At 30.6% G+C, this 17292-nt stretch carries 16 protein-coding genes and 2 pseudogenes; 10 read left to right on the forward strand and 8 right to left on the reverse strand.

The window, feature by feature from the left end:
- Positions 1-30: 30 nt before the first annotated feature.
- From ACPWTF_RS19740 to ACPWTF_RS19755, 4 genes and pseudogenes are all read right to left on the reverse strand, one after another.
- Positions 31-1043, reverse strand: a pseudogene (locus tag ACPWTF_RS19740) (AAA family ATPase).
- Between the two features lie 108 nt (positions 1044-1151).
- Positions 1152-2354, reverse strand: a complete 1203-nt coding sequence (locus ACPWTF_RS19745; RefSeq protein WP_427872628.1) for a DUF4350 domain-containing protein — start codon at positions 2352-2354, stop codon at positions 1152-1154.
- A complete protein-coding gene (locus tag ACPWTF_RS19750; RefSeq protein WP_427872629.1) occupies positions 2347-3123 on the reverse strand; it encodes a DUF4129 domain-containing protein in 777 nt (258 codons plus the stop codon). Before ACPWTF_RS19750 ends, ACPWTF_RS19745 begins: the two co-directional genes overlap by 8 nt.
- 9 nt (positions 3124-3132) lie before the next feature.
- Positions 3133-4113 (reverse strand): stage II sporulation protein M, encoded by a 981-nt coding sequence (locus ACPWTF_RS19755; RefSeq protein ID WP_250835245.1) that lies wholly within the window; start codon positions 4111-4113, stop codon positions 3133-3135.
- A 20-nt stretch (positions 4114-4133) separates the two neighbouring features.
- On the opposite strand from ACPWTF_RS19755, the gene ACPWTF_RS19760 reads away from it, so the two are divergent.
- The 8 genes and pseudogenes from ACPWTF_RS19760 to ACPWTF_RS19795 all read left to right on the forward strand — a co-directional run bounded on the left by ACPWTF_RS19760 (position 4134) and on the right by ACPWTF_RS19795 (position 12384).
- Entirely contained in the window at positions 4134-4877 is a 744-nt protein-coding gene (locus ACPWTF_RS19760) for an RDD family protein (RefSeq protein ID WP_427872630.1), read from the forward strand.
- Positions 4878-4984: 107 nt separating this feature from the next.
- The gene (locus ACPWTF_RS19765) at positions 4985-5842 is read left to right on the forward strand and encodes a hypothetical protein (RefSeq protein ID WP_427872631.1); all 858 of its coding nucleotides are present in this window, start codon (positions 4985-4987) and stop codon (positions 5840-5842) included.
- A gap of 176 nt (positions 5843-6018) precedes the next feature.
- Complete coding sequence (locus ACPWTF_RS19770) at positions 6019-6621, forward strand: trimeric intracellular cation channel family protein (RefSeq protein WP_379797585.1); 603 nt, start codon at positions 6019-6021, stop codon at positions 6619-6621.
- Between the two features lie 6 nt (positions 6622-6627).
- Positions 6628-7605 carry a GNAT family N-acetyltransferase gene (locus ACPWTF_RS19775; protein WP_427872632.1) on the forward strand — a complete coding sequence of 326 codons (978 nt, stop codon included), beginning with the start codon at positions 6628-6630 and terminating at the stop codon, positions 7603-7605.
- A gap of 12 nt (positions 7606-7617) precedes the next feature.
- Positions 7618-8718, forward strand: coding sequence for a DegT/DnrJ/EryC1/StrS family aminotransferase (locus tag ACPWTF_RS19780; RefSeq protein ID WP_427872633.1), 1101 nt, complete (start codon positions 7618-7620; stop codon positions 8716-8718).
- A gap of 1 nt (position 8719) precedes the next feature.
- A complete protein-coding gene (locus tag ACPWTF_RS19785) occupies positions 8720-9484 on the forward strand; it encodes an oligosaccharide flippase family protein (protein WP_427872634.1) in 765 nt (254 codons plus the stop codon).
- A gap of 520 nt (positions 9485-10004) precedes the next feature.
- Positions 10005-11445 (forward strand): annotated as a pseudogene (locus ACPWTF_RS19790) (MBOAT family O-acyltransferase).
- Entirely contained in the window at positions 11446-12384 is a 939-nt protein-coding gene (locus ACPWTF_RS19795) for a hypothetical protein (RefSeq protein ID WP_427872635.1), read from the forward strand.
- Here the strand turns inward: ACPWTF_RS19795 and ACPWTF_RS19800 are convergent.
- Positions 12364-13251 carry a glycosyltransferase family A protein gene (locus ACPWTF_RS19800; protein ID WP_427872636.1) on the reverse strand — a complete coding sequence of 296 codons (888 nt, stop codon included), beginning with the start codon at positions 13249-13251 and terminating at the stop codon, positions 12364-12366. The two genes, ACPWTF_RS19795 and ACPWTF_RS19800, sit on opposite strands and share 21 nt — an antisense overlap.
- A gap of 141 nt (positions 13252-13392) precedes the next feature.
- Between ACPWTF_RS19800 and ACPWTF_RS19805 the strand changes: the two genes are divergently transcribed.
- Positions 13393-14211 (forward strand): glycosyltransferase family 2 protein, encoded by an 819-nt coding sequence (locus ACPWTF_RS19805; RefSeq protein ID WP_427872637.1) that lies wholly within the window; start codon positions 13393-13395, stop codon positions 14209-14211.
- Between the two features lie 11 nt (positions 14212-14222).
- On the forward strand, positions 14223-14627 hold the full coding sequence (locus tag ACPWTF_RS19810) for a sugar 3,4-ketoisomerase (RefSeq protein WP_427872638.1): 405 nt from the start codon (positions 14223-14225) through the stop codon (positions 14625-14627).
- Here the strand turns inward: ACPWTF_RS19810 and ACPWTF_RS19815 are convergent.
- Genes ACPWTF_RS19815 through ACPWTF_RS19825 form a run of 3 tightly spaced genes read right to left on the reverse strand, consistent with a single transcriptional unit; the run spans position 14614 to position 17123 of the window.
- Positions 14614-15549, reverse strand: coding sequence for a glycosyltransferase family 2 protein (locus ACPWTF_RS19815; RefSeq protein WP_427872639.1), 936 nt, complete (start codon positions 15547-15549; stop codon positions 14614-14616). The genes ACPWTF_RS19810 and ACPWTF_RS19815 overlap by 14 nt on opposite strands.
- Positions 15550-15555: 6 nt before the next feature.
- Positions 15556-16440 (reverse strand): glycosyltransferase family 2 protein, encoded by an 885-nt coding sequence (locus ACPWTF_RS19820; protein ID WP_427872640.1) that lies wholly within the window; start codon positions 16438-16440, stop codon positions 15556-15558.
- The gene (locus ACPWTF_RS19825; protein WP_427872641.1) at positions 16440-17123 is read right to left on the reverse strand and encodes a cell division ATP-binding protein FtsE; all 684 of its coding nucleotides are present in this window, start codon (positions 17121-17123) and stop codon (positions 16440-16442) included. The genes ACPWTF_RS19820 and ACPWTF_RS19825 overlap by 1 nt, the downstream gene beginning before the upstream one ends.
- Positions 17124-17292: the final 169 nt, after the last annotated feature.

Here is a 17292-nt window from a genome sequence, read left to right on the forward strand (position 1 = left end):
AATTAATAATTAACAATTAACAATTGATAATTATCTTGGAATTTCTACTGTTTCAATAATCTGTTTAATGATTTCAGAGCTTGTAATTCCTTCCATTTCACGTTCTGGCGCTACGATCACACGATGTTGTAAAACTGGAATAGCCGCTTCTTTAATATCCTCAGGCGTAACAAAATCGCGTCCGCGGATGGCTGCGAAACCTTTTGAGGCATTCAAAATAGCGATCGAAGCACGAGGCGACGCTCCTAAATATAAAAAGGCATTTTCGCGCGTATTTACTACAATTCGGGCAATGTATTCCAGTAAATTTTGTTCTACTCTAATTTGTTTTACCAATGCTTGATATCCTTTGATTTCCTCTCCAGAAAGAATCGTCTTGATGGCATCTAGTTTTCCGTGATCTTGTAAAGAATGTTCTCTTTGGATAATTAAAATCTCCTCATTCAATTTTGGATAGTCAATCGTAATTTTAAAAAGAAAACGGTCCAATTGCGCTTCAGGCAAACGATACGTTCCTTCTTGCTCTACAGGATTCTGAGTCGCAATTACCAAAAAAGGAGCTTCTAATTGATAAGCAGAACCGTCAATTGTAATTTGGCGTTCTTCCATAACTTCAAAAAGTGCAGCCTGTGTTTTGGCAGGAGCACGATTGATCTCGTCAATTAAAATCAAATTAGAAAAAATTGGCCTTTTTTGAATTCAAATTCTGAGTTTTTCAGATTGAAAATTGATGTCCCTAAAATATCAGAAGGCATTAAATCGGGAGTAAACTGGATTCTGCTAAAATCAATATTTAAAGTTTTAGCCAATAATTTAGCAGTAATTGTTTTGGCAACTCCAGGAACACCTTCTAAAAGAACGTGACCGTTTGATAAAATAGCCACCAAAAGCTGATCAACCATTTTGTGCTGACCCACAATTACTGTTTCTATTTCTTTCTTAATCGTGTTTACGTGTTCTAAAAGAGGCGTTAAGTTAATTCTCGTTTCAAAATTCACATTTTCGTTTGTGATTTCGTTTGATGTTGTATTGATGTCGTCCATAATTTGGTCTGTTATTTTATGTTTTTTTTGCCACAGATTAAAATGATTAGCGCAGATTATTTTTATAAAATTATTTTAATCCTTTTAATCGGTGGCAAACTATTTTAGTTAATGTAAAATCTTTTCTATTGCTTTGTTTAGTCTAAGGAGGTCTTCTTCCAGACTTCCGTGATAACTATTTCGGTGATCATTAATTAATTGCACCAAGTCTCGAATATCTTTTTCGTCTTTTCCTGTTTTATAATGCAATTTGGTTATAAAATCGTCATCGAGTTTGGTCGTATCAAGCAAATAATCGGTTCTAATTTTTTCTAAAAAGTAAATAATCTTTTTATCAATGATATTCGTGTGATCACCTTCCTGATAATATAAATTTCCAACTGTTTTGGTAAAGTCAACGGTTAAATTCTGTAACGGTTTTATAATTGGAACAATGCGCTGTTTTCGTTTTGCATTGAAAATCATAAAAATAAGAATTCCGATTAAACCTAAATACCAAGCCGATTTTAAAGCGGGCTGACTCCATATATATCGCAACGGAGAACTTGAAATTCGTTGGTCGTTAAAGCTTTTATTGTACCAAAAAATATTTCCTTTCGGAATATAGGACACCAGATTTTCGGTGTACTGATAATAATTTTTTTTCAGCAGATTATAATTGGTAAAAGCTACTGGCTGCGTGTGCAGATAGAGATAACCATTTTTATAAGGCACTTCAATAAAATTGATTTGTCTTTTGTTTTTAGTACTGTTTTGGTAGCCTAAAACTTTAGTGTTTAAAGTGTCTATTTTTGAAAAGTAATCGCTTAATCCTGTATTAAGAGTATATTTTTTAGAGTTTACTTTTTTATTTGCCATCCAAACCGAAACGCTGTCAACGGGCATAAAATCGGTTTTTAATTCGATTTTTAAAGAATCCAGCAATACTTTCGGAAATACTTTCATGCTTAGAAAAGCATTATTTCCGTGAGAAACAAAATATAAAATTTCTTTCATTGACTGCTCGTCAATATTATTAACTTCAGAAATGTTAACAAACGTTCCTTTTATTTTATACGTTTCTACATTCTCTCTTGCATCATATTGAGAATCTAGGTACTCGTATGGAGTTTGTGTCGAAATTCTTTCTACTTTCTGTTTAAAAAGGACGTCTGCTTCATGATCAAAAATGTATAAACCAAACGGAATTTTATCATCAACAGAGTACGTAGGCGTCCAGTCAATAGGTTTTGGCTGTCCTTTATCTACTAATAATGTTATTCCGAAAATTAAAACCAGAATAGCAATGTATATTTTAACTTTATTATCCATTACCAAAGGTTTTTAATGCTTTTTTAAATCTGTTTTCAGTCTTTCTAAATGTTACGTCGTCAATTTCAAATTCGCCGTACCAAATATAATTGTACAAATAAGAAAGATAGGTGAACTCTTCTTTATGCGCAGGGTTGTATAGTTCGTACAAATAATCAGAATTGGTTTTTTCGATATCCCATTCAATGTAATTATTCTGCGCCATTACCTTTAAAAGCCATAAATAATAATATCGAATTGCAATTCTTCTTTCGCCCGCCTCAATACTTTCTTTAATAAGTTTTTCGAAATCTAAAAGATGAATGTTTTTCTCGGCATCAGAATAAAATAATGTTTTTTTATTGGCATTTTTTCCAAAAATCCATCTTCCTTCTTGTTTGGTTAAGGCTTTTGCAATAAAATAAATCAAAACAATTACGACCAAAACAGCAATTATTCTGAATAAAATAACAACAAAATTTAGTGATGTTTTTACGCTGCTGAAATTAAACAAATTAAAAATTTGTCTTGCCAGCCAATGCTTAAAGTGATCCCACCAGCTTTTTTCGGGAGCTTTGTATTCGTAAATAAACTCTTTATCGGTATATTTTTTCTTGAAATTCTTTTCAAAATGTTTGGCTTCTACAGTGCCAGAATCTACTTGAATGTCCTTTTCGGTATATTTAATTGCAGTAATTTTTGGAGGATCTTCAGTAACAGGAATAGAATCCTGAGCCTGAGAAATACCACAGCACAAAAGAAAAGATAAAATAAAGAATAATCTTGTCATTACTTAGTCTTAAAGTTTTTCGGCGGTTAAAGAATGAATTTTTTTGTGTACAATGAAAGGGTATATCAAGTAATAAAATGAAATTATTGCAAGCGTAAACAAGATAATAAAACTGCTTAGCCAATTGGGCATATCGATAGAATATCTGGTAATAAAACCTTCTAAAAATCCTGCGCTTATCGTAAAAGGAAAAGTACTTAAGAATATTTTGAAGCTATTTTTGAAACCAATTTTAAAAGAATTCATTCTCGAAAAAGTTTTAGGAAATAGGATAGAAGCCCCTAAAATAAATCCAGCGGTTGTTTCGATTACAATCGCGAAAATTTCCATAGAACCATGAATCCAAATTCCTCGAACACTTTTCCAGAAAACGCCCTGTTCGTAGAAAAAATATTGAAAAGAACCCAGCATGATACAGTTTTGAAGAAAAACATTAAAAGTTCCGATTCCTGCAAAAATACCGTAGAAATAACATTTGGCGCCAACAAATAGGTTGTTTACAGTAATGCCAATAAAACTTCCCCAATTACTGCCCGAACCATATACGGCCATCGGATTGCCCTTTTTAATATTTTCTAAAGTCATATTGACATATTCGTCACCTAATATCAGACGTACAAAATCACGATCGTAGCGAGCCGAAAGAACTCCGATTGAAACGGTAACAAAAAACAAAACAAAAGCATATACCAAATATCTTCTGTATTCGTAGACCAATAAAGGAACTTCGATTTTAAAGAAATCTATAACACGATTCTGGTCTGTGCGTTTGGTTTTATAAATCTTTTGATAAATCTGAGAAGCAAGATGATTTAGATATACAACCGTTTTACTTTTAGGATAATACGTTTGCGCATACGATAAATCATTCATCATTTGAATGTACAAATTAGCTAATTCATCAGGATTTTTTTTAGCTTTACCAAAAATTGCCAGCTCAAACTCGAGCCATTTTTCTCTGTTTTGTTTTATAAAGGCGATTTCTCTCATTGTAGGCTAAAATATGAAATATGTCAGAATTATCTATTAATACGACACAAAATGTCAAAATAAATTTTATTGCCGCTTCTGTTGGTGAAAGACTAGGAGCTTTTTTTATTGATTTGTTCATTATAATCTGTTATATAACAGCGCTTTCGATAATACTTTTTGATTGGTTACAACTAGATAGATTGATGGTTAATTTGGATGGTTGGTCGCGAGGCGCGATTTTTTTACTGCTCTATTCGCCGGTTATAGTGTACTCGCTGGTTTTAGAAAGTGTTTTTGAAGGACAGTCATTGGGTAAAAAATTATTGAAGATTAAAGTCGTTAAAATTGACGGTTATCAAGCGGGTTTTGGAGATTATTTAATTCGATGGTTTTTTAGGGTAATTGACTTTTTTACTTTTTTCGGACTTCCAGGACTTATTACGGTTATTACGAGTCAGAAATCGCAACGATTGGGAGACATGGCAGCAGGAACAGCAGTAATTACTTTAAAGAATAAAATTAATATCAGCCATACTATTTTAGAAGAAATCGGTGAAGCCTATGTGCCAACTTATCCTTTGGTTATCAAGCTTTCAGACAATGATATGCGAATTATTAAAGAAACGTATCAAAAAGCAGTAGCTAAAAATGATCACGAGATTATTTACAAATTAGTGGCAAAAATTGAAAGTGTAACAGGTATTAAAAATCAATCTGGAAACAACAGCGATTTTATTCGAATAATTTTAAAAGATTATAATTTTTATACCCAAAACATGTAATTTTTTTCTTTGAAGAATTATTTGATTTTTCTAATTTTTACTGATAATTTTTTATTTTTTCTTCGTAAATTTATATATAGATAATTAATTCATAAATTTCCAAACAAATGAAAATTACAAAGCCTTTTCTCGTATTACTAATACTGTTATCTGCTTGCGTAAGTTTTGCTCAAAGCGGAAAAAAATTAGATAAAATTATAAAAAGAGATTATCAGATTATTGAATGTACGGTTTTAAAAATGTCTGATAAAACAGTAGAATATTCACTTCCAGGTGAGACGGTTCAGATTTCGCTAGACATTTCTCAAATTGCGAAGATCGATTTTGCAAGCGGAAGATCTCAAACCTTTGATATTTCTCCAAACGCAACAAACAGTGCTCAAAGCACATCATCATCACAACCCATAATAAGTGCGGATAAACAGCACAATACAATTGCTGTATTGCCAGTTCCTTATGTAAATGCAGATAATCAGCAAGGTTCTGAGGATATGGCAAAATTTGCTCAAAACGATTTGTACAACAAGTTATTGGATAAATCAGCTAATATTTTTCCGTTGACGGTTCAGGATTTAAGAACAACAAACAGTTTATTGCACAAGGCTGGAATTGATCATAATAACATTGACGAAACGCCAATAGAAGATCTGGAAAAAATATTAGGAGTAGATAATATTGTTGCTGCAAAAGTTTCATACACAATAGGCACGGGCACTACAGCTACGACTTATGATAGTGGAAATGCTAAAGTGAGCAACAACAATAAAAAAGTAACTACCAGCGATATTTCGACTACAACAGCAAACAACCAAACCTATTACTATTATACGGTTTATTTTGATATGTACAGAAACACAGATAAAATCTATTCTCAAACCCGTAAACCCTTGCTAGCATTAAAAGACGGATGGATGGATTCTATTTCGTATTTATTAAAAAGAAGTCCGATTTATGTAAAAAAATAATAAGTATTTCTATGCGTTGGATTGGCTAAGACCGTTCTTTACAACTTTGTAGCTTTGATACTTTGCTTTTTTGTAGCTTAGAAAAAAGGACAGTTATTTTTCTGAGTCAGATTTACTAAGATTATTCCTTACAACTTTGTAACTTTGACGCTTTGCATCTTTGTAACTCAGAAAAAATGTTTCACTTACTTGATATTATTGGGACAATGGCGTTTGCTATGTCTGGCGCTTTAACAGCAATGCACAAAAAACTAGATCCGTTTGGTGTTTTTATCATTGCATTTGTTACTGCAGTTGGTGGCGGAACGCTTCGCGATGTCTTAATTGGCAGAACTCCTGTTGGCTGGATGCGTGACATGCAATATGTGTATGTGATTATTTTAGGATTTTTTCTAGCCATTATTTTTAGAAAAAGATTTGATAAACTTCGAACCTCATTGTTTCTATTTGATACCATTGGGCTTGGGGTTTTTACTTTAATAGGTCTCGAAAGAGGACTTATAACCGGACTTCATCCAGCAATTTGTATTGCATTAGGAACAATGACTGCTTGTTTTGGCGGTGTAATTCGTGATATTTTATGTAATGAAATTCCAAACGTTTTTCGAGAAGAAATATATGCAACCATCTGTATTTTGGGTGGAATTGTTTTTTTTGGATTGCGAAAATTAAATTTAAATGACGATATCTTATATTTAGTTACTTCTCTGGTGATTATTGTGGTTCGATTAATGGCAGTTAAATACAAATGGCATTTAAAAGCATTTGATCACATGTAATTGAGTATGGCGAAATTTATCATTAAAAAATACAATCAGAAAGATTATTCGGTTTGGAACGATTTTGTTGCTCAGGCTAAAAATGCAACTTTTTTGTTTCATCGCGATTTTATGGAATACCACAAAGATCGCTTTGATGATTTTTCGCTTTTGGTTTTTGAAGATAAAAAACTGCTTGCTATTCTTCCTGCCAATAAAAAAGGAAATGCATTACATTCTCATCAAGGTTTAACTTATGGAGGACTGGTTTATAAAGAACAAATCAAACAAAAAGTGGTTATCGACATTTTTAGAGAGGTGTTGTTTTTTCTGAACAAAAATAATTTGGATAAATTATACTTTAAAACTCTTCCTTCCATTTATCATTTGAAACCTGCAGAAGAAATTTTGTACAGTTTATTTCTGGCAGAAGCAAAGCTTGTGAGAAGAGATTCTCTTTCTGTAATTGATTTACAGCAAGAAAAAACAATTTCTAAAATTAGAAAAAGAGGATTAAAAAAAGCAATTTCCAACGAATTGATTATTAAAGAAGAGAATCAGTTTGAATTGTTTTGGAGCAAAATTCTTATTCCGAATTTAGAAAAAACACACCACGCAGCGCCAGTTCATTCGATTGATGAAATAAACAGATTAAAATCGCTTTTTTCTGAAAATATTCATCAGTTCAATATTTATAAAAATGACGAAATTGTAGGCGGAACGACGATTTTTGAAACAAAAAATGTGGCACATTGCCAGTATATTTCAAAAAATCCAGACAAAGAAGATTTAGGAAGTTTAGATTATCTTTTTCATTACCTCATTAATGAACGTTTTGCTAAAAAACGTTTTTTTGATTTTGGAATTTCAAATGAAAATCAAGGAAAAAATCTAAACGAAGGATTAACCTATTGGAAAGAAAGCTTTGGATCCAGTACAATAGTACACGATTTCTATGAAGTTGATATTGCCAATTATACTAAATTAGAAGGCATTCTTATTTAAAACAAAACAGAGATGATATCTTTTCTTGACCTTAAAAAAATAAACGAACCGTATGAAACCGCTTTTCAGCAAAAATTGAAATTGGTTTTAGAAAGAGGCTGGTATATTTTAGGGAAAGAAGTGGAGACATTTGAAAAAGCTTTTGCCGAATATTGCCAGTCAAAATATTGTATCGGAGTAGGAAATGGTTTTGACGCTTTAGTTCTTGTTTTTAAGGGGTATATCGAACTCGGAAAACTTAAAAAAGGAGATGAGGTTATAGTTCCTGCAAATACTTACATTGCCAGTATTTTGGCCATTCTACAAGCCGATTTAGTTCCTGTTTTGGTTGAGCCAAGATTAGAAACATACAATATAAATCCAGATTTAATTCAGGAGAAAATAACTCCAAAAACCAAAGCTATTTTAGCTGTTCATTTATATGGACAAATAGCCGAAATGGAGAGAATAAATGAAATTGCAAAAAAACACAACTTAATTGTCGTTGAAGATGCAGCACAATCTCACGGCGTAGAAAAAAATCTAAAATCTAAAATTTACAACCTAAAATCAGCAATCGCCTATAGTTTTTATCCAGGAAAAAATTTAGGATGTTTGGGCGATGGCGGAGCGATTACTACAAATGATTCGGATTTGGCAAAAGTGCTTTTTTCGCTTCGAAATTATGGTTCAGAGAAAAAATATTATAACGAATACATTGGTTTGAATTCGCGATTAGATGAATTACAGGCGGGGTTCTTAAATCTAAAATTGCCCCATTTGGATTCAGATAATGATAAAAGAAGAACAGTTGCAAAACGATATTTAACTGGAATTAAAAACAAAAAAATAACGTTGCCATTTTGGGATTTTTCAAACAACCATGTATTTCATTTGTTTGTTATTCGAACAGAAAATAGAAACGACTTACAAGAATATTTAACTCAAAATAATATTCAAACGGTTATTCATTATCCAATTCCGCCACATCAGCAAAAAGCTTTTCCACAATGGAATAATCTGTCATTTCCAATTACAGAGAAAATCCATAATGAAGTTCTGAGTTTGCCAATGAGTCCAGTTTTAACCGAAGTTGAGCTTGATTTTATTATAGAAATTCTAAATCAATATTAATTTGAATTTCTATAGAAAAATAATTAAAACCAATTTGTTTAAGATTACGTCTTTAAACAGCTTGAGCGTTGCTTTAAAAATTGGAATCGGATTTATTACATCAAAAGTATTAGCCATTTTTGTATGGCCAAGCGGAATGGCATTGGTTGGAAATCTTCGTAATTTTTTAACTTCATTAGAAAATATTTCCACTTTAGGATTTCAAAACGGAATCGTAAAATATGCGTCTGAAAATGAGAAATCTAAAAGCGAACTTCAAAAAATAGTTTCTACGGTTTTTATCAGTTTATTGTTTATTGCGCTTCTGTTAAGCGGAATTTTATTTTTCACAGCTTCTTATTGGAATCAGAATATCTTTGGAAATAATACAGAATATTTAACTGTTTTTAAAGTCTTAGCGTTTGTTTTGCCAACCTACGGATTTTCTATTTTTTTTATTGCTGTAATCAATGGTTTGGGCAAATTTAAAAAAGTAATTTGGATTAATATCATAGGAAACATTATTGGTTTGCTGACTTCGGTTTTTCTAATTATGCAGTTTAAAACCATTGGAGCTCTAATGTCGATTGTAATTGCACCAGCGTTATTGTTTTTGGTTACCTTTTATATGATTCAGAAAGAAATTCAGTTTTTTCAAATGATTAGATTTCATTTATTTGATTTTCAAGTTCTAAAAAATCTCTCTTCTTATACGTTAATGATGGTGGTTTCATCTGTTTTTGGCAGCTTTTGTATTGCTTTCAATTCGAAATCATATTATTCATAATTTAGGAATCGAACAAGCAGGATATTGGGAATCAATGACCAGAATTTCGTCCTATTGTTTGATGTTTGTAAGTACTATTTTAAGTGTTTATTTTCTGCCAAAATTGTCTAAAGCAGAAAATGATTTGGAAACAAAAAATATCTTTTTGCGGTATTATAAATTCATTCTACCGATCTTTATTTTAGCCATTACTCTCATTTATTTTATGAGATTCTTTATTGTCCGATTGCTTTTTACAAAAGATTTTTTACCCGTAACCGATTTGTTTTTCTGGCAGCTTTTAGGAGATTTTTTTAAAGTTTGCGCCCTTATTTTAGGGTATCAGTTTTTTGCAAAAAAGAACACTTCAGCATTTATTGTAAGTGAGTTGTTTTCACTCACAGTTCTGTACTTTTTCTGTTTGTATTTTATTAAAATTTATGGAATTGAGGGAGTTGTAATTGGATACGCGTTGGATAATTTTATTTATTTGTTCGTGTTATGTGTTTATTTTAAGAAGACTTTGTTTAATTAACCAGTTATGCTTTTCAATACACTAAGTTTTGCGGTTTTCTTTTTAATAGTTTTTATACTTTACTGGTTTGTATTCGATAGAGATCTAAAAAAACAGAATCTTTTTTTATTACTGGCAAGTTTGTTTTTTTATAGCTGTTGGAATTTTAAATTCACTTTTCTTTTACTTTTTTCTATCGGTTTAGATTTTTATGTTGGAAAGAAAATTTACATCAATACAAAAAATATTGCGGCAAAAAGAGATGGCTTTGGCTAAGTATAATTATTAATTTAAGCGTTTTAGGAGCCTTTAAATACTATAATTTCTTTATTGATAATTTCATAGAAATAATTACGGCATTAGGGTTTAAAGCGCATCTTTGGACTTTAAATTTAATTTTACCAATAGGAATTTCTTTCTATACTTTTCACGGACTTTCATATGTAATTGATGTTTATAAAGAAAAAATAAAACCAGTTGACAGCATAATTGAATATGCATTATTTGTGAGCTTTTTTCCTTTGTTGGTTGCTGGTTCGCAATAGAGCGAGCGACACATCTTTTGCCCCAGATTCAAAAAAAGAGAACTTTTAATTATGAAACAGCTATTTGCGGATTAAGACAAATTTTGTGGGGATTATTTAAGAAAGTTGTAATTGCAGATAGTTGTGCAGAGTATGTTGATTTAATTTTTGACAATCCATCTCATTATTCGGGAAGTACACTAGTTATGGGGACAATATTGTTTTCATTTCAAATTTATGGAGATTTTTCAGGATATACAGATATTGCTTTAGGAGTTTCTAGACTCTTAGGAATAGAATTATTACAGAATTTTTCCTATCCGTATTTTGCACGCGATATTGCAGAATTTTGGAGAAAATGGCATATTTCTTTATCGAGCTGGTTTAGAGATTATGTTTACATTCCACTGGGCGGTTCAAAAAGCTCGAAATGGATACAAGTTCGCAATGTTTTTATAGTTTTTATGCTAATAGGATTTTGGCATGGCGCTAATTGGACTTTTATCATTTACGGATTTATAAATTTTCTATACATCCTTCCTTTAGTTTTGTTTAATAAAAATCGAAGAAATATCGATGTTATATCGGTCACTGGTTTTAAATCTGGCTTAAAGATTTTTTCAAGCATGATTTTTACTTTTGGATTGGTTTCATTTGCCCGCATTTTTTTTAGATCAGAAAATGTTGAAAGCGCATTCACGTACATCTCTAAAATGTTCTCACTAAGCTTATTTGAATTTCCCGAAATATTTCCCAAAATGATAATTTTAATTTTGGCTGTATTTATGTGGATAGAATGGATTGGAAGAAAAAATCTTTTTGCTATTGAAAAATTAGGTTTTCAATGGGCAAAACCATTTAGAATTGCTTTTTATTATACTTTGTTATTATTGATTCTGCTTTTTTCGGGTAAAGAATTGCAATTTATTTATTTTCAATTTTAAATGAGAAAATTTATTCGATATACTTTCCTCTTTCTATTTCCAATAGTATTGGTGCTTTTGGCTATTGAAATTTTTTACCAAATAGCACCCAATAATTACACTGTAAAAAATGAAAATTGTGCAGCAAACTATCAAAATGCAGAGGTTTTAATCTTAGGAAATTCTCATTCTTTTTATGGATTAAATCCAGTTTGTTTCGATAAGCAAACATTTAATTTGTCCAACATTAGCCAATCCATGTATTTCGATAAACTTTTATTTGATAAACATATTGATAATTTTAAGAAGGTCAAATTTCTAGTTTTAAACATAGAATATACCAGTTTAAGTCAGCTCAAAAATACCGACGAAGATAGATGGCGAAAATATTATTATAAACATTACATGGATTTAGAAGTTCCTATCATACAAAGTTTCGATCTTAATAATTGGTTCGTCTCTGGAACAAAGAGTTTTAGTTCAAATCTTAAATTAATATCGCGCTATTTTTCTGAGAAAACCATTGTTGATTGCAATAAATACGGGTTTGGTACAAATTATACACAACACAAAAGAGCTGCAGATATGGAAAAAAGTGCGGCAATTACAATCAAAAGACACGAAGATAATTTAACTGATTTTACAGAAAATATTACAGCCATAGAGTCTATTATTGAAAAATGTAAAAACAAAGGAATCCAAGTGATTATAGTGACAATGCCTGTCACAAAAAATTATGCAGAAAAAGTAAATAAAGAGAAATTGAATAAGATTTTTGAAAGTGCTTTGCTATTGCAAAAAACAAATTCGAATGTTTTTTATCTTAATCTATTCAGTGATTCTCGTTTTTCTAATGATGATTTTTACGATGCAGATCATTTGCATAATTTAGGAGCCAAGAAATGTTCTAAGATGGTAAACGATTTTATAAATCAGAAATCAGCTAAAACGCAGTTTTAATTCTAAAGGAATGTATTTTATAAAAAGCAAAAGATCTAAAGTTCTATATGCTTTCTCCATTTCAAAATGCAGTCTTTTTAAAAGCGCTTTATTTTCTTCTTTTGTTTGGTTTAAGGCAATTGCTTTTCTAATAACTAAATAAGTGGATCGATTTATTTTTTTTGTTCTCGAATTAAGCTTTTTGTAAAACATATTGCCCAAAGAGTTGGCAAGTTCTCTCTTTTGAATCAACACAGAATCAATAAATTCAAAACTGTATTTCCTTGAAGTTCTAATCCAAATGTCTAAATCTTCATAGGACAAATTTTCATCGTACCCATTTAACTCTATTAAGACTTCTTTTTTAATCATTGAACTAATAGAGCAAATCATACTGCTTTGACTTAAAATTGCTTTATAAATGTCTCCTGAAGCGGGTTTTATAATTGCTTTTTTATCAGTATCAACTTTGTAATAATAATCTAAATGCGTGGTGTCTTCAGAGATAATTTCAGCATTTCCATAAACTATTGCCAAACGTTCCATTTTAGAGTTTAAGAAAGTGCTTATTTGTTTTTCGACACAATTTGGCAATAATACATCATCTGCAGATAGATCAATAATAAAATCACCATTTGATAATTTTAATGCCTTGTTAAAGGTTTTGGTATTGCCTAAATTGGTTTCGTTAATTATAAGTGTAGTGTGATGATAATTCTTATGCCATTCTTTAATTTTCTGTACAGACGAATCATTACTGCCATCATCTGCCACTATAATTTCAATATTTTTGTAAGTTTGATTTGTAATAGAAGTCAAAGCCTCTATTACGAATTTTTCGTGGTTATAGCACAAACAAATAACAGTTACTAAAGGCAGGTTGTGCATGAAAATTAAAGATTTTAAAATGAATTTATAAAATTCAAAAATAAGAATATTATAATGCTTAAGATTGTAAATTGTATTTAAAAAAGGAACTGATCTTAAAATCAGATTTTAGCCTTTTATGATGGTTTAATAAAATTGAAAATGAATATTTTGTTTGAAGAAAAAGATGTGGAAATACTAATTTCAACAATGAATAGAGATTCATTGGACTTTTTAGTTCCTATGTTTCCATCTTTTGATTATTCGAAAATTTCGATCTTAATAATCAATCAAGTTCAAAAAGAAACAAAACTTAGCTCAACTAATCCCAATATAAAAGTTATAAATTCATTTGAAAAAGGACTTTCTAAAAGCCGAAACCTAGCGTTGGAGAATGCGACAGGAAAAATTCTTTTAATTTCAGATGATGATGTGATATTTCAGCAAGGATTTATCGCCAAAATAATCGATGCTTATCATAAATATCCGAATGCTGCGGTTATAAAGTTTAGCGCTTTAAAAAAGAATAGCAAGCCTTTAAATAAACATGTAGCCCATTCTAAAAGCAGTTTAAGCATTTTTGATATTTTGAATACAAGTTCTATCGAAATAACATTAAATAAATTTCATGTTGATTTTGGAAAACATAAATTTGATGAAAATTTTGGATTAGGCGGAATGTTCGAAATGGGAGAAGAAGCTATTTTTTTATCCGATTTAAAAAAAGACCGTAAGCAGCTTGTTTTTGAGCCTCAAATAATTGTTGAACATTATACATCAACTTCATCAGACAAAATAGATGTTTTAGAGAAATACTTTATTAGCGGAGCATTGTTTACTAGAATTTTTAGAAAAAAATATATCTTCTGGATTCTTATAAAGATCTTTTTTGATTTAAAGCAGAAGAAAATAAAAATGAATAATCTGAAAGCAATTTTTAGTAGTGCTATAAAAGGACACAAAACGTTTCAGAAAATATAATTATTGTACTAATGAATGATAAAATACAAATAATAGCTATTCCTAAAATAGAAGAGAGAAGAGGTAATCTTTCTGTAATTGAGAATACTACTGTTCCGTTCGATATTAAAAGAGTTTATTATCTGTATGATGTGCCAGCCGGAGCCGAACGAGGAGGACATGCTCATAAAAATCTACGACAGTTTCTTGTGGCTTTAAGCGGTAGTTTTGATGTGGTTTTGAAAGATGGAAAAAAGGAACAGATTATTACCTTAAACAAACCTTATGAAGGATTATTAATTAATCCAGGAATTTGGAGAGAATTGCAGAATTTCTCTTCTGGTTCGGTTTGTCTTGTAATTGCTTCAGAAGTTTATATAGAAGAGGATTACATCAGAGAATTTGATGAATTTATTGCCTATTCTAATCGTAAATAGAAAAGTCAATTCCGCTTTGTTTTAGTTTTCTTTTTAATTTTAAAAGAGATCGTAAAATGAAAGGAGGAACTTTTAATAAAATCCTCACATTTAGCGGGATATTTTCTTGGCCAACATCTTGAAAATAAAAGTTTTTTTTGGCTTTATTTCCTGAAATATAATAGTGTAATCCGTATTCAATTCGATACAGATCCAGAAACTTTTTAAGAGATGGATCGTCTTTTTCGAAGATTTTGAATTGTTCAAAATTCATCAAAACCTTTGAGTTTATTTTGTTTTTAGCTAAACTATTTTCAATATTAAAATTATAGACAGCTGTTGTCTTGTTTGTTAAGGCAACAGGATATTTTATTCCTATTTTAGTCCATAATTCTAAATCTTGACCATTTGTAACTTCTGGCGTAAATCCTCCAATGTTTTCTAATATTTCTCGTGGAATAGCTAAAGAAGAAGTCCAAGTAATTCTAAAAGGTTTGTTTGAAAGAAAATAATCTTTTACAATTCCTCTAAAAGAACTATCTATTGCATCATAATAAGGAATTTGAAAGCGGTTTTTAGAAATTCTTATTTTATGGCGTGAGCAATATAGGCCGCAATTTGGATAATCATGATACAAATCTGATAACTCTTGTAGATGATTTGGGAGCCAAAAATCATCTGCATCCATAAACGCAATGAGTTTTCCTTTCGATTTTTCTATTCCAAAATTTCGGGCAGCAGAAACTCCTTGATTTTTTTGATTAAAGATTTGAATTTTTTGATCATTAAATCTGCGTATAATAGCTTCACTTTTATCAGTAGATCCATCATTCACTACAATGATTTCATAATCCGCAAAAGTCTGATCGAGAATACTATTTATAGTATTTTCAATATATTCAGCTTTATTGTATAACGGAATAACAACCGAAAAAAAGACCATAATTGATTATTTTTTTATAATGCAATAATAACCCAATCTATAAATATCAAAAAGAAAAAGCGAAGGTTTTGCGCTTAATAACTGTTTTTTAAATAAAGGTTTAAAAATCTTAAAACCAAAAGCGGTTAAAGAGACAAGATGATATTTTTTAAGGAGTTGAAAATAATGTGCCAGTTTAACGTAATCCGGAGAAATTAAATTCGAATCGATTAAATTTTTCAAACCTAAAACAGCTTCTTCAGATTTTTGCAAAAATGTTTTGCTGTCTTCTAAACCAAGATGAAAAACAGGATTGTCAATATGAAGAACCTCAATTTGATTTTGTTTTAACTCAAATGAAAACAAGGTGTCTTCATGTCTTAGATTTGGAATATATTCATTAAATCTGACTTTAGAAAAAATGTTTTTCTTTATGAGAAAGTTTAAAGTCAGAAAAGAAAGATGCGGATTTTTGATGCGTTCGGAAACTGATAAAGCTTCTCTTTCCTTTCCATAAATCCATCTTAAAAGTTCCTTTTTTGCAGGTTTAGAAATTTCATACAAAATTCCTCCATAAACTATTTTTTCAGTATTGCTGATCTGAGAAATATAAGCAGAGAGAAAATCTGCATTGGCAGGAAAAGTATCTGCATCTAGGAAAAGTAAATTTTCGTAAACTGCTTTTTCAGCCAATAAATTCCTAATAGCGCTTCGTCCGATATTTTTTTCTAAAATAGAATAAGAGGCGTTTTCAAATAGATTAATTCTTTTATTTTCAATTACAAACTTTTGAGAAGCATCATCTAAAAAAATAATCTCAAAAGTAATTCCACAAGAATTGCACTGCTTTACGAGTTCGCTAGCAAGCGGTAAAACATTGTAATTATAAACCGGAATTAAAATGGAAAGCATTATACGCTTCTTTGTACCACTTCGAAGATTCTTTCATCTTCGCATTTTAGGGTTTTAGATGGGAATTTCATCAATAAAGCATAATCATGAGTGGCCATAATGATGGTTTTGCCTGCCGCATTAATTGCTTTTAAAACTTCTAAAACTTCAGAACTAGTCTGAGGGTCAAGGTTTCCTGTTGGTTCGTCGGCCAAGATAAATTCTGGATCGTTTAAAAGCGCTCTTGCAATCGCAACACGCTGCTGTTCTCCTCCAGAAAGCTGATGAGGCATTTTGTTTACAAAATCTTTCATGCCTACTTTATCCAAAACTTCATCAATTTTGTGTTGCATGGCTTCTTTTTCTACCCATCCTGTAGCTCTTAAAACAAAAAGCATATTGTCTTTTATGGAACGGTCTGGAAGTAGTTTAAAGTCTTGAAATACAATTCCAATTTTACGTCTTAAATACGGAATGTCGTTTTCTTTTAATGTTGCCAAATCAAATTCAACAATATGTCCTACCCCTTCAATTAACGGTAAATCAGCATATAAAGTTTTTAGAAAACTACTTTTTCCGGAACCAGTTTTTCCGATAATGTAAATGAACTCACCATGATTAACGTCTAGGTTAATATGAGATATAATTTTTCTTCCTTCTTGATATATAGTGACTTCTTTAAGAGATAGTACGGTTTGTGACATAATAAATTGGTTTGAATGGTAAAAGTAATAAGATAACGGTTGTATTCAAAATAAATTTCGCTGAATTCTGAATAAAATTGCTATAGAAGTGCATTTTAACAGCATCTCTATAATGGTTCCTGCTTATAATAACTTAAGAGAGCTTATATGGTTTAAAATTATTTGTTTA

Source organism: Flavobacterium sp. MMS24-S5 (genome assembly GCF_050320125.1).
GTDB lineage: Bacteria > Bacteroidota > Bacteroidia > Flavobacteriales > Flavobacteriaceae > Flavobacterium > Flavobacterium tyrosinilyticum.

Coding starts and splice junctions, on each gene's coding strand:
- ACPWTF_RS19745 (WP_427872628.1), bottom strand. CDS start 2,354: ATGGATAATAAAGTTAAAATATACATTGCTATTCTGGTTTTAATTTTC.
- ACPWTF_RS19750 (WP_427872629.1), bottom strand. CDS start 3,123: ATGACAAGATTATTCTTTATTTTATCTTTTCTTTTGTGCTGTGGTATT.
- ACPWTF_RS19755 (WP_250835245.1), bottom strand. CDS start 4,113: ATGAGAGAAATCGCCTTTATAAAACAAAACAGAGAAAAATGGCTCGAG.
- ACPWTF_RS19760 (WP_427872630.1), top strand. CDS start 4,134: ATGTCAGAATTATCTATTAATACGACACAAAATGTCAAAATAAATTTT.
- ACPWTF_RS19765 (WP_427872631.1), top strand. CDS start 4,985: ATGAAAATTACAAAGCCTTTTCTCGTATTACTAATACTGTTATCTGCT.
- ACPWTF_RS19770 (WP_379797585.1), top strand. CDS start 6,019: ATGTTTCACTTACTTGATATTATTGGGACAATGGCGTTTGCTATGTCT.
- ACPWTF_RS19775 (WP_427872632.1), top strand. CDS start 6,628: ATGGCGAAATTTATCATTAAAAAATACAATCAGAAAGATTATTCGGTT.
- ACPWTF_RS19780 (WP_427872633.1), top strand. CDS start 7,618: ATGATATCTTTTCTTGACCTTAAAAAAATAAACGAACCGTATGAAACC.
- ACPWTF_RS19795 (WP_427872635.1), top strand. CDS start 11,446: ATGAGAAAATTTATTCGATATACTTTCCTCTTTCTATTTCCAATAGTA.
- ACPWTF_RS19800 (WP_427872636.1), bottom strand. CDS start 13,251: ATGCACAACCTGCCTTTAGTAACTGTTATTTGTTTGTGCTATAACCAC.
- ACPWTF_RS19805 (WP_427872637.1), top strand. CDS start 13,393: ATGAATATTTTGTTTGAAGAAAAAGATGTGGAAATACTAATTTCAACA.
- ACPWTF_RS19810 (WP_427872638.1), top strand. CDS start 14,223: ATGAATGATAAAATACAAATAATAGCTATTCCTAAAATAGAAGAGAGA.
- ACPWTF_RS19815 (WP_427872639.1), bottom strand. CDS start 15,549: ATGGTCTTTTTTTCGGTTGTTATTCCGTTATACAATAAAGCTGAATAT.
- ACPWTF_RS19820 (WP_427872640.1), bottom strand. CDS start 16,440: ATGCTTTCCATTTTAATTCCGGTTTATAATTACAATGTTTTACCGCTT.
- ACPWTF_RS19825 (WP_427872641.1), bottom strand. CDS start 17,123: ATGTCACAAACCGTACTATCTCTTAAAGAAGTCACTATATATCAAGAA.